Genomic DNA, 15157 nt, shown 5'->3' with positions numbered 1-15157 from the left:
CGATTTTTCTCTCCCCGTCAAGTCGTCCTCTCAACTTTTTCTTCCAGAGGCAGGATTGATCCTATATCCAACAGCGGCCCGTTGGTTAACTCAATAATATTCATGCGGCGGCGATGAATAAAGCTTTTTATTTTTTCTGCGTCCGGATGACTATTTAAAGAGCCGGTAAACGCTATTGTATTTTTTCCCAGCAGTCCGCTGCATCCTCCGATAAACCCCCAAGGATAGCCTGGTAATTGGATATGTCCTTCTGAAATCAGCAAAATATCCAATCCCAGCTTACTCAACACACGCTCTATTCCTTTATCGGACGTTATTCCTGAGCGTTCGTCTACAACGCACAGATTGCATTTGCTATACCCCTGGCTCACCTCTACGATCTCTATCCCCTGCTCCCTACAATGATTTGTTATTTTTTTGTCAATTATCTTGGAGTTACAAATACATTTTTTCCCCAGAAATACCGCGTTTAACTTTACATCCTGCGGATAATATTTTCCCGGCGGGTCCGAGTCCTCCGTTAAAAATCCCAAACCGGTAAGGGCTTCTCTTAGCTCTTCCCTTCCCGGAAGAAGTAACATCTTTCCTTGTCCCAAATAGCAAATTTGCATGTCCCCATGACCTTGTAAGGGCTCTGGCAAACGGATATCCGGCTTTATAGGGATCACCTGTATCCCCAAAGAGGTCAGGGCCTTTATTATCTCTATGTATTGTGCGCCTATTGCGCACGTGGTTACTTCATGCAAAGGTAGATTGCTTTTTTCTATCCATTGCTTCATAAATAAAGTCTCTCCATATTTTTTATTCTGTTCGAAATGCGTCTACCGGCCGCAGCTTTGCCGCTAAAGTGGCGGGATATACCCCAAAAATCACACCGATAGCTACTGACATTACTATACTGACGATCATCATTTGAAAATCTATGGTCATTGGGATAGATAGAAACATACAGCCGGCCCATACAAGTCCCATTCCAGTTCCAACTCCTATTATACTTCCAATAAGCGAGATGGTAAACGCCTCAATTAAAAATTCTGTCATAATAATTCCTTTGGTGGCTCCGATAGATTTTTTTATTCCTATTTCTTTCGTTCGCTCGTTGACCGATACTATCATTATGGTCATAATCCCCAGCCCGGCTACTACCAGAGAAACCGCCGCGATTGATGACAGTACCATTGTAATGATGTTTAGCATATTATTTAATGTATCCTTTTGTTTAGAAATATTATCCGTTTTAAATCCCCGCTCAATATTATATTTACGGTTCATAAAGGCAGTCAAATATTCCGAATCGCTTTCAATATGTTCCTTGTCCTTTAGGGTTACGGCTATCTGGCTGAAAGTATTGTCCCCCATATATCTTTGTACTGTAGTATATGGAACGTAAATAAATGATGGGATCATATCCCCCACCATGGTTTGTAAGATATTTCCCCCTGAGGCTGCGACTCCTACAATCTCCAAGGTTACATACTGCCCTCCCAGCATCAGCTCCAATTTTTTACCTACAATGTTATCCCTCTTATAGAATACCTGTGCCGTATTATAATCCACCACACAAACATCACTGCCGCTGGCAATATCATTTTTATTGATCATTCTGCCATACTTCTGTTCTAAAGAAATTACCTGATCCTCGGTATCGTCTACCCCCCAGACTACAGTATTGGCGATTAATCCCCTCATTTTTACATTGGTGTATTGCACTACGATTGGGACTGCCTCTTTTACCGGACCTGCCTCCCGCAGACTTTCCAAATCTTCCTCTGTCATTTTTATATCGGTAAATTTGCTGTCTGTACTAATGGTAAGGCTTCCCAGTCCCAGAGAACTTAGTTCCTTATTGATAGTTTCTTTCCCAATCGCTCCAATGGATCCTATAAGAACAACGGAAGCTACGCCGATGGAAATTCCAGATATGGTTAGAATACTGCGAAATTTTTTTCTCCCTAAATTTCGGAAACTGCAAATCAGACTATCCAACAACATCTTATCCACCCTTTAAACTGACCATTTGGCCTTCTTTTTCGATTTTACTGCTATCTGCAATAATAATGTCCTTTTCTTCCAATCCTTCTACTACCTCAACCCCATCGCTTAATTCCATTCCGGTAGTAATATCTCGCCGTACCGTTCGGGACCCTTGTACCGCGTATACATATTCGATGTCATTTTCGTCCTGCTGTACGGCTTCATAAGGAACCGTCAGAATATTTTTTTGCTGATCGGTAATAATTTCCGCTCGGGCGGAAAAACCGGATTTTAAGTCCCGGTCAGGGTTATCAATTTTAATTTCCACATCTACTACCGTCTCCTGCGATACGCTTCCTACCATTTTTCTGGCTACCGGATAAATCTTGGACACATAGCCGCTGTATTGTTTTCCTGAAAACCCGGTACCTTTAATGATACAGGGATCCCCCAGCTTAATGGAAGAAATATAGCTTTCCCCTACGGTGACTTTTGCAATATAGTTGTTTGCGTCTGCAATACTTATTACTGGCGTCGCTGTACGCGAGAGCACGTCAGTTTTAATAGAAAGCTGTGTTACTACTCCATCCATGGGGGCGGTAATCACTTCTGGAATATAAGCCAGCGTATTGGGAGTCAGCGTTTCCTGGGAAATCTCACTGGCGGAAGCATAAGCGGCGATCACCTCTTCCAAAGAACCCCCGGTCAGCCCAGAAGAAGAAAAAGCGGAATACAGATCAAGAAGCGAAGATACGTCTTCTGAAGGGATATTCTGCAAAATCATACTAGTGGGAATACTTTGTTCTACCACACTTTTCGTAAGTTTAGTATCAATAATTGCCAATACTTGGTCCTTTTGCACTTCATCCCCTACGCCTACATTAATATCACTGGCAATTACAGGGGTTTCCAGGTAGATTTCTTTTACATTTTGCGATTCAATCGTACCGTTGCAATTAACACGTTTTTCATAAAGAGAAAGCCTGGGCGTTACGTACTCTACCAACGGTATTTGAGCCGCTGTCATAACCGGCGCTGCAGTAATTGCGGCGGCAGACCCAATGCTTAATAAAAGTGCTAAAATTCGTTTTCCAATCAAAAAAAAACCCCCATACCAGGCAAAACTTCCTTCGTAATATCGAATTTAGTTTTTGCGGATGAGAGATTTTTATACTAATATTGGGGATTATGGTTATACTTTATTTTGCGGCATAAAGATAACAATTGTTTTTGAGGGAGTGTAAAGCTATGGAACCCAAAATGCATTTAATCCCCTGTGACAAAGAGTGTTACTATCAACAACAGGGCTATTGTACCTTAGACGACATTTCCTATCTTACCAACTGTGAAGACAGCGGCTGTGGATATTTTACCCGTACCGACCCATACTTAACGGATGACAGCGATCGCTTGTGACAAATTGGATACTCCAAACAGGTTGATATCCGGCATTTGACTGGTATCAACCTGTTTTAAATTTGATCTCGGCAAAATACAGCTTTTAAAGCCCAGGCGGTAAATTTCGCTTACCCGCTGCTGGACATTGGTAACCGAACGGATTTCCCCCGCCAGCCCAATCTCGCCAAAAGCGGCGATTTCATCATCCATACATTTATCCAGCAGATTGGAAACAAGCGCCAGCGCTACCGGCAAATCTGCTGCAGGCTCGTCCAAGCGCAAGCCGCCGACTACATTTACATAGGCGTCTAAATTTCCAAAGAAATAGCCGCACCGTTTTTCCAGCACCGCGATTAAAAGCGCGGCTCGGTTATAATCAAAGCCGGTAGACATCCTTCTGGGGGCGGGAAATCCAGTTTTGGATACCAGTGCCTGCACTTCTGTTAAGATAGGACGGGAACCTTCCATTACACAGGCTACACAGGTCCCAGAAACGTTTTCCGGCCGCCCGGAGAGTAACATCATAGAAGGATTGGGAACTTCCCTTAAGCCATCCTGTGCCATCTCAAATACGCCAATTTCATTGGTGGAGCCATAACGATTTTTGACCGCCCGTAAAATACGGTAACAATGGTTCCGATCCCCTTCAAAATACAACACTGCGTCCACCATATGTTCCAACACTTTGGGTCCCGCGATTGCGCCGTCCTTATTTACATGACCTACGATAAAGATGGGAATCTCCATAGATTTTGCGACGCCGATTAAAATCTGGGTGCATTCCCTTACCTGGGCGATACTGCCGGACGAAGAGGTTAACGCCGCTAAATTCATCGTCTGAATAGAATCGATCATCACTATATCCGGAGAAACGCTCCGAATCGTTTCCAAAATACTTTCAATATCCGTGGTCGCGGCAATATATAAATGATCACTGTTTACCTTCAGCCTATTTGCCCGCAGCTTTAATTGACGGGCGGATTCCTCCCCGGATACATATAAAATTTTCAGCCCCGCACATAGATATTCGCAGATCTGTAAAAGAAGCGTAGATTTTCCAATCCCCGGATCGCCGGATAAAAGCATCACTGATCCGGGTACAATTCCTCCGCCTAACACCCGATCCAATTCATCTACTCCGGTTTTATACCGCTGGCTGTCATCAGAAGAAATTTCCGAAAGCCTCGCCGCATGAACTGGTACCGCTGTCCCCGCAGCGGCTGCCTTAGCCTTATTGGAGCTTACCTGCTGACGCACCTGCTCTGTCAAGGTATTCCACGCCCCGCAATCAGGACATTTCCCATACCATTTGGAAGTTTCATAGCCACATTCGCTGCAGATAAATACGGTTTTATTTTTTGTAACTGCCATTTTAATCGTCCTTTATGTAAATTATTCTATTCTCTGTGCTTCTTCGCTTTCAGACGAAGTTTCCAGCGGCGCCTCATATTCCAGTCCTAAATACTCCATTGTCCCGGCAAAGATGGTGAAGGCTACCTTCTGCTGATATTCCGCATCGATCAGCTGATATGCTTCCTCCGGATTGGACAAAAAACCACATTCGACCAAAAGCGCCGGCATAGGAGCGTTATAAATTAAAAATACGCTGTCTCCGGTCTTTTTATATTTACGGGTATTCTCCGGCTGCAGCATTTCAATAAACCGCCTTTGCATAATCTCTGCAAAAGGCTCGCTCTTCTCATTTTTCGGACCGTAAAAAATCTGCGCCCCGTTGAATCGGGACTGAGTAAACTTATTTTGATGAATACTGAGCAGAATGGCATTTTCATAGGAACTGGCAATAGCCAATCGGTTATGCAGATCGGAGTTTTTCTTTTTGCGCAAGGTTGTATCCTCTTGACGATGAAGGGAGATATCACTATCTCTGGTCAGCACAGCATCAAATCCATTCACTGTAAACAGATCGTACAATTTTAACGCAATTGATAGGTTAATATCTTTTTCTACTATCCCATCAACCCCCACGGCTCCCCCGTCAAAACCACCATGGCCAGCGTCAATTACAATCGCGGGAAGCTCCTTCGCCCCTTCCTGCAAAATCACCGGTGAAACTGCTGTAATTGCGGCATAACTGCGACATACCCACCATCCAGTAAGCAGACATATAGCCGCCAATACAGCGGCGGTCAACGGCTTTTTCATCCATATCACCTCTCTGCTGAAAGCATATGAGGCGCGTCTGTTTTTTATAACCCCGCCAATGGTTTCAAAAGGCTTTCATACTTTCCTTTTGGGGCAACACCCTTAAACTAAATTTTGCTGCAGTAAAAGCAGTTTTTCTATTTTTTATTATACCATACTCCTTAAAAAACGCCCACTGTTTTTTACAGCAGGCGTCTTATTCTTTCTACTCCAAACAAGTATATTTCTTCTCCAAATATTCCACCAAATCCGCCAACGCCCCATCGTCACAGCTGCCTACCACCAACTGACAAATCTCTTTTATCTGCTGGGGCGCATTGGCCACCGTTACGGGGAACGCGCCGCATTTGAGCATAGGAACATCATTATAGTAGTCGCCGATCACCACTACATTTTCCAAAGGAACCTTACATTTCTCGCAAAATGCCAAAACACCATTTCCTTTGCTGGTGCCCTTTGGGATCATCTCCAAAAAGAACTCACTGCTGCTTACAAATTCCACATCTGTCCACCCTTGACTTGAAACAAACTGAAATACCTCCGGCATTTTTTGTGGCGGCATCGCTAAATTCACCTTAAAAAATTCCCCGGATAACTCCTCCAGCTTACCATCTTCTACGGGCACATTTCTTTCCCGGGAGTATCCCCGGAATAATTCGCCATGAGCGACTGCGTACATATGTTTTAATGTCATAGGTACTACCGCAATTTCTGGAAACTGCTGCATGATCACAAGAAGATAAGTTTTGAAGGTTTGCGGCAGTGTATTGGAGTAAACAAGCGTTTGGGTTTTATAATCATATACCGCCCCTCCATTAAACAAAATACAAGGGGCGTTGATCATGGGAATCTGATCAAAAAAATAAGTGATAGAGGATACCAACCGTCCTGTGGCCAAAGCAAACCTTCCTCCCGCTTTTGTAAAGCGCTCAAGCGCCTGCAAATTCCGCGGCGGAATAATCCCATTGTCCGGCAAAAGTGTACCATCTACATCGCTGATAATCACTAAATCAGACAACCTTTTTTTCATATTCTCCTCCGTCAAGTAAGTTTAACACTCTTTAAAAAGTCCGTATAATATGGCGGCAGTTCGCTGGTAAATTCCATATATTTTCCAGTTGTAGGATGGACAAAACCGATGGTCCTTGCGTGCAGACATTGTCCATTTAACTGGGTAATCACCTTTTTAGGGCCATATGCCGGATCTCCCGCGATAGGATGGCCTACGAAGGCCATATGTACCCTAATTTGATGAGTTCTACCTGTCTCCAAAGTAAACCGCAGATGAGTAAATCCTTTTAAAGGTTCTAAAACCTGATAATGGGTCACCGCACAGCGGGAATTTTTCTCTGTCACACACATTTTTTTCCGATCCGCAGGATTTCGGCCGATGGGGGCGTCTATCACGCCGCTTTCCTGGGAAAACCTTCCATATACCACACCGTTATAAATACGTGTAAAGCTATGAGCCTTTATCTGTTGTCCTAAGTGGGTATGAGCGTGATCATTCTTCGCTACGATTAAAAGTCCGCTGGTATCTTTGTCGATGCGGTGGACAATTCCCGGCCGGATAACGCCATTAATGCTGGAGAGCCGGCCCTCGCAGTGATAAAGCAGAGCATTTACCAGCGTGCCGTCATAATTGCCCGGCGCCGGATGAACCACCATCCCCTTGGGTTTATTTACTACCAAAAGGTCGTCGTCCTCATAAACGATAGTAATCGGGATATTTTGAGCCGCTATGTCCAAAATCTTCGCCTCTGGCAAGATCACCGTCACATTATCTTTTAACCGCAGCTTGTAATTTTTATTTACTGGCTTTCCGCCTACCAGAACAAATCCATCCTCACAAAGCTTTTGTACTCCGGAACGGGTCATCTCCTCCAAAGTGTCTCCCAGCCAGCGGTCAATACGAAGGCCAACATCCAATGGATCTACAAAAAATTCTCGTTTATCCAATCTGCTCACCATCTTGTTGAGATGTTTGGGGCGGTTCTTCTTTTTTCTTTCTTCCTTCAAAAAACAGTAGATATATCATCAGCATTATGGTACCAACCACCACGCAACAATCCGCAAAATTAAATACCGGAAAATTAAACAACGGCGTTATATCAAAATAATCCACTACAAATCCCCGATACATCCGATCAATTAAATTACCTGCGCCTCCCGCAATAATAAGACCAACGCTCCAAATGACAAGCTTATTTTTAAATTTCCCCATCAATAAAGCCACTATAGCCGCCACAAGAACAACCAGCGTAATAATAGACAATATTCCTACCCGTCCCTGGAGAATACCAAAAGCTGCGCCTCGGTTTTCTACATAAGTCAACTGCAGCACCCCGGGAATTACAACCACCGACGATGTTCCCACAAGAGCGCTTAAGGCCCATAATTTTACGAGCTGATCCAATAGTATAAATAGCGCTGATGCCACTAATACAAGCGATACCGTCATACAATTTCCTCCAAACGGAAACTTTGCGGTGCTCAAAGAGACTTTAAGCACCGCAAAATGAATTTTATCATAAATTTATCCTATAATTTGAGCGCAGCGGGCACACAAATCAGGATGCTTTGGATCGGACCCAACTGTATCGCTGTACATCCAGCACCTTGGACATAATTGCCCATCCGCTTTTTCTATCGAAACAGATAATCCTTCCACATTGCCTTTATATTGTCCATCCGTTCCCTTTTTAATCTCAACCTGGGAAACAATAAACACCGTTGCAAGCGCTTCTTTTACCTTCGTCAAGAAGTCATACAATTCTCCCTCACAAGAAAGCACCACTTTGGCTTCTAAGGATTTACCGATGAACTTTTTATTTCTGGCTTCTTCCAACGCCTTATTGACATCGTCACGAACTTCATGGATATGATCCCATTTATACATAAACTCCGCGCTTACTAATTCTTTCTTCGCCTTTGGCACCTCATTAAACATCACAGATTCGCTATTGTAATTAGGATCCTGAGGCATATATTTCCAAATTTCTTCGGCAGTGAAACATAAAATTGGTGCAAACAAAAGCGTCAACCCGCGAAGAATAGTATAGATAGTAGTCTGTGCCGCCCGGCGGCCTTGGGAAGATTTACCTTCCACATACAAACGATCTTTGATTACATCCAAATAGAAGTTGGACATATCAATCGTACAGAAATTGTGAAGAGCATGATAAATAATATGAAACTCATAATTATCATACGCCTCTTCCAATTTTGCAACCAGTTCATTAAACTTCGCCAACGCCCATTGATCCAACTCGGTCAAATCTTCAAAGGAAACCATATCCGTTTGAGGATCAAAGTCGCTGATGTTGCCAAGAATGTATCTGGCGGTATTCCTGATCTTACGGTATACTTCCGAAAGCTGCTTTAGAATATCCTTGGAAATACGGATATCCGCATGATAGTCGGAAGAAGCAACCCACAAACGAAGGATATCCGCACCATACTGGTCAGTAATCTCAGAAGGTTCCATCCCATTGCCCAAAGATTTGGACATTTTTCGTCCTTCCCCGTCTACTACCCAGCCATGAGTACAAACCGACTTATAAGGGGCAACCCCTTTCCAGGCAATAGAGGTAAGAAGCGAGGACTGGAACCAGCCTCTATACTGATCGGTGCCCTCCAAATAAAGATCGCACGGCCATTTCAAATCAGGATTATCATATAAAACAGAAGCATGTGTCACACCGGAATCAAACCAAACGTCCATAATATCCGTTTCTTTGGTAAATTCCGTTGCGCCGCAGTATTTACATTTTGTTCCCTTTGGCAGGATATCCTCGGCCTCGGTAGTATACCAGGCATCAGAACCTCCCTTTTCACGGAACAGCTTGCTTACCGCCTGGATGCTTTCTTCATCCACATGATATTTCCCACATTTCTTACAGTAGAAAATCGGTATTGGTACGCCCCAAGTGCGCTGACGGGAAATACACCAGTCACTGCGGTCCTTTACCATTCCAACCATACGATTTTTTCCCCATGGCGGAATAAATTCTACATCATCCAAGGCTTTAATCGTTTGATCCTTGATATCGTCAATAGAACAGAACCACTGTTCTGTAGCCCGGAAGATAATCGGGTCCTTGCAGCGCCAGCAATGAGGATACTGGTGAATGATCTTTTCTATAGCGAAAAGGCTTCCCAATTCTTCCAGCTTTTTAGCGATTGCTTTGTTGGCGTCGTCAGTAGTGAGCCCCGCAAATTCCCCTGCAAGCTCGGTCATATTACCTAAATTGTCTACCGGTACAATAGTTTCAATCTCCGGATAATGTTTAGTGCATACCTCAAAGTCCTCTACGCCGTGACCAGGCGCAGTATGAACGCACCCTGTGCCGCTTTCCAAAGTAACATGATCTCCTACAATGATCGGAGATATCCGCTCCATAAAGGGATGGCGGTATTGGCAATATTCCAGCTCTTTTCCCTGGGCACTTCCCAAAATTTCATAATTTTCAATTTTGGCTGCTTTCATTGTAGAAGCAACCAGTTCTTTGGCCATAACATAATATTCCCCATTGGCCAAAACAACACAGTATTCATATTCCGGCCCAAGACAAATGGCCATATTCCCAGGCAAGGTCCAGGTAGTGGTAGTCCAGATAACAAAATAAGTTTTGTTTAAGTCGGCAGCGCCCATTCTTGCCAAAACGCCGTTTCGATCCTGAACCGCATTAAATTTTACATAAATGGAGTAGCATTTATCTTCCGAATATTCAATTTCCGCTTCCGCCAACGCAGTAACACAAGTCGGGCACCAATAAACCGGCTTTAATCCCTTATAGATATATCCCTTGTTGGCCATCTCGCCAAAGATTTCAATCTGGCGGGCTTCAAACTCCGGACGAAGAGTCAGATAAGGGTTGTCGTAATCCGCCAATGTTCCCAAACGCTGGAATTCTTCCTTCTGATTTTCCACAAACCGAAGAGCAAAATCACGGCAGTGATGACGCAGCTCAATAGGAGATATATCGGCGGTAGCTCCCAGCTCTTTGAGCGCCTTTAACTCAATCGGCAGACCATGTGTATCCCAGCCCGGAATATACGGAGACTGATATCCGCACAAATTTTTACGGCGGACAATAATATCCTTTAATACCTTATTTAAGGCCGTACCCATATGAATATTGGCGTTTGCATAAGGCGGGCCGTCATGAAGTACAAACAAAGGCTTGCCCTTGTTGTTTTCTACCATTTTATAATAAAGTCTCTGTTTTTCCCAATTGGCAACCATTTCCGGTTCTTTTGCAGGAAGGCCGGCTCGCATGGAAAATTCCGTGTTTGGCAGATTTAACGTTTTGCTGTAATCCTGTTGTTGGGACATTGGTCTGTGTCTCTCCTTTAACCGTCACAAGACGATTTTGTTAATTTATTTTTTGCGCTTCTCATCATCGCGCTTGATGTCAAACTCTTTTCCAAATTTCAGCGGCCCAAACCGTGATTCACGGGCAGGAGGCTCGGAAGAAAATTCTTCTTCCCTATGGTATTCTTCCTCTTCTGTATAGCTTAAATGGGAGTTTGCCACTGGAATTGGAGTATCATACTCATCTACATATTCCTCCTGACGGGCCGGTTCCTCATAAACAGGCGCCGGTTGCTCATACACCGGCTCTTCCGCTTCAGGGGACGCCTGCACCGGCTCTGCCGCCTCCGGCGGATTTACGCTGCTTTCGTCTGCAGGAATATTGCTGATCATTTCCAGATGCTGTTTATACATCAGCTGCAGCCTGCTTTTAAAGGTTGCAACTTCTCTTTGCAGTCTTTGATAAGATGTTCTTTCTTTTTCTATGACAGTTTTAGAACTTTCAACGATTTCCGCCGCCTTTTGGTTGGCCTCATCAATAATCATCTGCGCTTTTTCCTTTGCGTCGCGCACCACGCTGCCGCCCAGCTTCTGGGCGCCTAAAAGCGCCGCCCGCAGGCTTTCTTCATCCTGTTTATACTCTTCCAGCTTGTCGGCCAGAACCATAATCTTTTTTTCCAGGTCACGTTTGTCAGCAATCAAATTGTCCATCTCTTCGGCTACTTGATTGAGAAAGCTGTCAACTTCCTCGATCTTATACCGATTCATTGATTTTTCAAATTTCTTGTTTGCAATATCATTTGGAGTCAGCACAAAAAAACCTCCCCTGTTTTTAAGCTTCTAACTATATTTTTTACAAAGAATTTGTAATCTGCCTTTTTTTGTGACCTTTTCTACCTGTACAAATAAATACTTGCCAAATCCCCGGATGCTTAATATATCTCCCTTTTCCACCATGTAAGACACCTGCTCCACCGGCGCGCCTCCAACGCTCACCAGCCCGCCTTTTATCAGCTGGGCAGACTTTTCCCGGCTTTGACCGGTAACCGCGGATGTCAAACAATCCAGGCGCAGGGAGCTGACGTTCAAATATAAGTCCACATATTTATAAGCGGCGGGCAAAATCTGCGGCAGTCCTTCGGACACCTTTACTCCCCATCGTCCTACCTTCTTCAGTTCTGAAAGCACCGTCGCTGACGCCGTATTTGTTAAAAAGAAAACCGCCGTCCCTTCCTCCACCAGAATATCTCCCACTGCCTCCCGCTTTATTTCAAGCCCCATCAGAGATCCTAAAATATCCCGATGACCCACCGGATCTTCCTTTCGGAAATGAAGAGTAACCGGAGAGATGGGAAACTGTTCCTGCGCCAAAGGATCATAAGGAGGAAATACTCCTAGCATCATCCGCTCGGCCTGAGCATAACCACCCCAGAACAGAAAATTATCATATCCGCCGGCACAGGCAACCTGCTGAGCGATATGATATTCCCGTAAATCCAAAAAACCGGAAAACTTCGCGGTATATTTCTCATTGGCAATTTCAAATAAATCGCCAATATGAGCCGCGAAGATCTTTTCCTGTTTATCCTGAAATTTGATTGGCTTCATTAAAAGAATACGCCGCTGCTTTCCAATTCGTCCAACAGATCTCCCATGATATCCACATTATAGGGGGTAATAATATAAGTGCTATTAGCTACCCGCTTAATCTGTCCGTTATTAGCGTAAGCCACACCGCTTAAAAAGTCGATCAACCGGCGGGAAACGTCCTTATTGGTAGACTCCAGGTTTAATACTACGGTACGTTTATCGTTGAGATGATCAGCGATTGAGCTGGCGTCATCAAACCGCTCCGGCTTTACCAGAACCACTTGAAGCTGAGTAGTAGCATGAATATTTACTACTTTGTTTCCTCGTCTGGGAGCTTCCCCATGAACCGCTACTTCTTCCTTGGTTTCCTGCGCGCCGCCGTCATTGGAGATGAAATCCACTTCATCGTCATAGTACTCATCCTCAGGAATTCCAATAAAATTTTTAAACTTGTCCATCATTCCCATTTAATAGCACCTCTCAAAATTCTTGATAAATCTCTTTATTTAGAATAATTTCTTCTTCCAAAAATCGCGCTTCCAATTCTTACAATATTGGAACCATGTTTAATTGCCAACAGGTAATCGTCGGACATCCCCATCGACAAAAAATTCATATTAATATTATCTATTTTTTTATCCCTAATGTCAATAAATAGTTTATACAAATTGGAAAAATACCGCTCTTTTTGGGCCTCTTCTGAAGAAATGGGAGGAATTGACATTAAACCCTGTACTTTTATCCGGTCAAAGGGCGCCAAAGAATAACAAAATTCTTCCAATTTCTCAGGCGCAACCCCGGATTTTGTGTCTTCTTCACCAATATTCACTTCAATTAAACAATCTATAGTGCAATCCCGGAGGGTACATAATTTCTGGAGTTCTTTTGCCAAGGACATACTTTCTAAAGATTCAATCATGCTTACCTTGTCGATGACCTGACGGGCCTTATTGGATTGCAGATGCCCAATAAAATGAATATCTACCCCATTTTTATTGTAGCTGTCAAATTTTGAACAGAGTTCTTGTGCTTTATTTTCTCCAAGCAGGGTAATTCCCGCCGCAATTGCCTGGTTTACCCTTGCGGGTTCCACGGTTTTGGTCACCGCCATCAAGCGGACGTCTTCCCGCTTTCTGTGATAACGGAGACACTGATTCTCTATACTATCTGTAATATTTCTTATAGTCTCAGAAATTGACAACTCATTTAAGCTGTTTGTCATTATAAAGCCCGGTCCCTTCTATTACAACTTCATCAAACTGCTCCAGCGGTACACTGTACTCCGTATCATTTTCCCTGCAGAGCACAAACCCTTGATCCTCATGGATCACCGTTACCGGACGAAATACAAGCTTGTTTCCAAGCACCGTATATACGCCTTTCTGGGCTCCCATAAAACGGATCGCTGAACTGCTCACCCTCAGCCCTGTGACATTTTTAAAGTTTACATCCGCCTGCGTAACCCGCAGATTGATATAAACATCATTGATATAATCGCATTTAAAGATCACTACATTACCAAGTTCCGGATCTGTATTGATATAAGAAATGACCGCTGGCACCGGCTCTGCTCCCACAATATTAAAGTCCAAAGTCACGCTGGCACCCAGTTTAAAATTGGTTATATCTTCTTGAGGAACAACCGCCGCATAATACCAGTACTGGTAGGTCATAAGCTTTCCTATTTTATTGCTGTCCACTTCCTGTGGAGAATTGATAAATTCGCTTAGCTTGTCCGCTGTCAGCTCGGAAAGAGCGTCAATGTCAAAGGCATCTTCCAACCCATCAATTGCGCTCACAAAATAACCCGCTTTGGGGGCGTCGATGGTCCTGGGGGGATCTTTAATCATATTTTTTAAATATTCTTCCTCTGTGGAAAGATGCTCAATTGCGTCATTAAAATCCGTCTGTTTTCCTGTAGCGATCTGCTTAGTGTTCATCAGTACCAATAACTGATCCGAGGAATCCTTCAAATCAGTAAGCACTTGAGAGTTTACCAGATCAATTACATTTCCAAGTTCGCTATAAATCTGCCTGTTAAGCACATCCGTATGAGCAAAGGAAGTGGTTCCCGGATCCTGCGCTTTTTCCAGCATCTCTCTTTTATTTTCCAACTCCCGCAGTTTGCGGACATTTTCCGCATCCTGTCGGTTGTCATAAATTTCAGCGATAGGCGTTCCTTTAGAAACTTTGGTACCATTGCTGTTTAAATAGGTGGCTATTCCATCGTCGATAGTATCTTCCAAAACCTCTTCTTCCCGTATCGCTACGCCGTTTACCCGAAGGTTTTCAGAGACCGTATAAGAGTACACTGTTTCGGTTTTATACTGGCCTTTTACAAACCGGTACACCTGGACCGCCGCATATACCAGTAAAAAAAATGAAAGTATTCCCAATACAACCCTCTGTGTAACTGTAGTTTTCATATTCAACTTCTCCGGTTAAAAGATTATTCCACGCCATCCTTTTCTGCATCAACAGAATCCAAGATACTGATTGACTTTGACGGAGTAATCGTAGAAATAGCATGTTTGTACACCAAATTCTGTCTTCCTTCACAATCCAAGATCACTGTGAAAGAATCAAATCCTCGTACAATCCCTTTAAACTGAAAGCCGTTGGTCAGATAAATCGTTACCGTAATTTTCTCTCTTCTTGCCTGATTTAGAAAAACATCCTGTAAATTAAGCTGTTTCATAATTTCCTCCCTTAGTC

Annotated in this window: 16 protein-coding genes; 1 reads left to right on the top strand and 15 read right to left on the bottom strand. The window is 43.6% G+C overall.

Annotated features, from left to right (window positions below):
* Positions 1–17: 17 nt before the first annotated feature.
* From H8705_RS01945 to H8705_RS01935, 3 genes are read right to left on the bottom strand one after another with little or no spacing between them, the layout of a single operon-like run.
* On the bottom strand, positions 18–779 hold the full coding sequence (locus H8705_RS01945; RefSeq protein WP_262394170.1) for a DUF6873 family GME fold protein: 762 nt from the start codon (positions 777–779) through the stop codon (positions 18–20).
* A 22-nt stretch (positions 780–801) separates the two neighbouring features.
* The gene (locus H8705_RS01940; RefSeq protein ID WP_262394169.1) at positions 802–1992 is read right to left on the bottom strand and encodes an ABC transporter permease; all 1191 of its coding nucleotides are present in this window, start codon (positions 1990–1992) and stop codon (positions 802–804) included.
* Between the two features lies 1 nt (position 1993).
* Positions 1994–3073: an efflux RND transporter periplasmic adaptor subunit gene (locus H8705_RS01935; protein WP_262394168.1), complete on the bottom strand. Its 1080-nt coding sequence runs from the start codon at positions 3071–3073 to the stop codon at positions 1994–1996.
* A gap of 149 nt (positions 3074–3222) precedes the next feature.
* Here H8705_RS01935 and H8705_RS01930 point away from each other — a divergent pair, with 149 nt between their 5' ends.
* The gene (locus H8705_RS01930) at positions 3223–3390 is read left to right on the top strand and encodes a hypothetical protein (protein WP_262394167.1); all 168 of its coding nucleotides are present in this window, start codon (positions 3223–3225) and stop codon (positions 3388–3390) included.
* Here H8705_RS01930 and radA read toward each other — a convergent pair.
* The 12 genes from radA to hfq all read right to left on the bottom strand — a co-directional run bounded on the left by radA (position 3364) and on the right by hfq (position 15140).
* The gene (radA, locus tag H8705_RS01925; protein WP_262394166.1) at positions 3364–4743 is read right to left on the bottom strand and encodes a DNA repair protein RadA; all 1380 of its coding nucleotides are present in this window, start codon (positions 4741–4743) and stop codon (positions 3364–3366) included. The genes H8705_RS01930 and radA overlap by 27 nt on opposite strands.
* Before the next feature lie 21 nt (positions 4744–4764).
* The gene (locus H8705_RS01920; RefSeq protein WP_262394165.1) at positions 4765–5535 is read right to left on the bottom strand and encodes an N-acetylmuramoyl-L-alanine amidase; all 771 of its coding nucleotides are present in this window, start codon (positions 5533–5535) and stop codon (positions 4765–4767) included.
* Positions 5536–5740: 205 nt separating this feature from the next.
* Complete coding sequence (locus H8705_RS01915; protein ID WP_262394164.1) at positions 5741–6565, bottom strand: HAD family hydrolase; 825 nt, start codon at positions 6563–6565, stop codon at positions 5741–5743.
* Between the two features lie 11 nt (positions 6566–6576).
* Positions 6577–7494 (bottom strand): RluA family pseudouridine synthase, encoded by a 918-nt coding sequence (locus H8705_RS01910; RefSeq protein ID WP_262394163.1) that lies wholly within the window; start codon positions 7492–7494, stop codon positions 6577–6579.
* Positions 7487–7996 carry a signal peptidase II gene (lspA, locus tag H8705_RS01905; RefSeq protein WP_262394162.1) on the bottom strand — a complete coding sequence of 170 codons (510 nt, stop codon included), beginning with the start codon at positions 7994–7996 and terminating at the stop codon, positions 7487–7489. The genes H8705_RS01910 and lspA overlap by 8 nt, the downstream gene beginning before the upstream one ends.
* Before the next feature lie 75 nt (positions 7997–8071).
* Positions 8072–10873 (bottom strand): isoleucine--tRNA ligase, encoded by a 2802-nt coding sequence (gene ileS, locus H8705_RS01900; RefSeq protein ID WP_262394161.1) that lies wholly within the window; start codon positions 10871–10873, stop codon positions 8072–8074.
* A gap of 45 nt (positions 10874–10918) precedes the next feature.
* On the bottom strand, positions 10919–11665 hold the full coding sequence (locus tag H8705_RS01895; protein ID WP_262394160.1) for a DivIVA domain-containing protein: 747 nt from the start codon (positions 11663–11665) through the stop codon (positions 10919–10921).
* Positions 11666–11692: 27 nt separating this feature from the next.
* Entirely contained in the window at positions 11693–12460 is a 768-nt protein-coding gene (locus H8705_RS01890; protein ID WP_262394159.1) for a YlmH family RNA-binding protein, read from the bottom strand.
* Positions 12460–12909: a cell division protein SepF gene (locus H8705_RS01885; protein WP_262394158.1), complete on the bottom strand. Its 450-nt coding sequence runs from the start codon at positions 12907–12909 to the stop codon at positions 12460–12462. The genes H8705_RS01890 and H8705_RS01885 overlap by 1 nt, the downstream gene beginning before the upstream one ends.
* 35 nt (positions 12910–12944) lie before the next feature.
* Positions 12945–13664 carry a YggS family pyridoxal phosphate-dependent enzyme gene (locus H8705_RS01880; protein ID WP_262394157.1) on the bottom strand — a complete coding sequence of 240 codons (720 nt, stop codon included), beginning with the start codon at positions 13662–13664 and terminating at the stop codon, positions 12945–12947.
* Complete coding sequence (locus H8705_RS01875) at positions 13645–14868, bottom strand: HlyD family efflux transporter periplasmic adaptor subunit (RefSeq protein WP_262394156.1); 1224 nt, start codon at positions 14866–14868, stop codon at positions 13645–13647. Before H8705_RS01875 ends, H8705_RS01880 begins: the two co-directional genes overlap by 20 nt.
* A 23-nt stretch (positions 14869–14891) precedes the next feature.
* Positions 14892–15140 carry an RNA chaperone Hfq gene (hfq, locus tag H8705_RS01870; protein ID WP_262394155.1) on the bottom strand — a complete coding sequence of 83 codons (249 nt, stop codon included), beginning with the start codon at positions 15138–15140 and terminating at the stop codon, positions 14892–14894.
* Between the last annotated feature and the right edge of the window lie 17 nt (positions 15141–15157).

The organism is Youxingia wuxianensis (genome assembly GCF_014385085.1).
Taxonomy (GTDB): domain Bacteria; phylum Bacillota; class Clostridia; order Oscillospirales; family Ruminococcaceae; genus Youxingia; species Youxingia wuxianensis.
The sequence above is the reverse complement of the archived record's forward strand: the minus strand, read 5'-3'. Positions and strand labels throughout refer to the sequence as shown.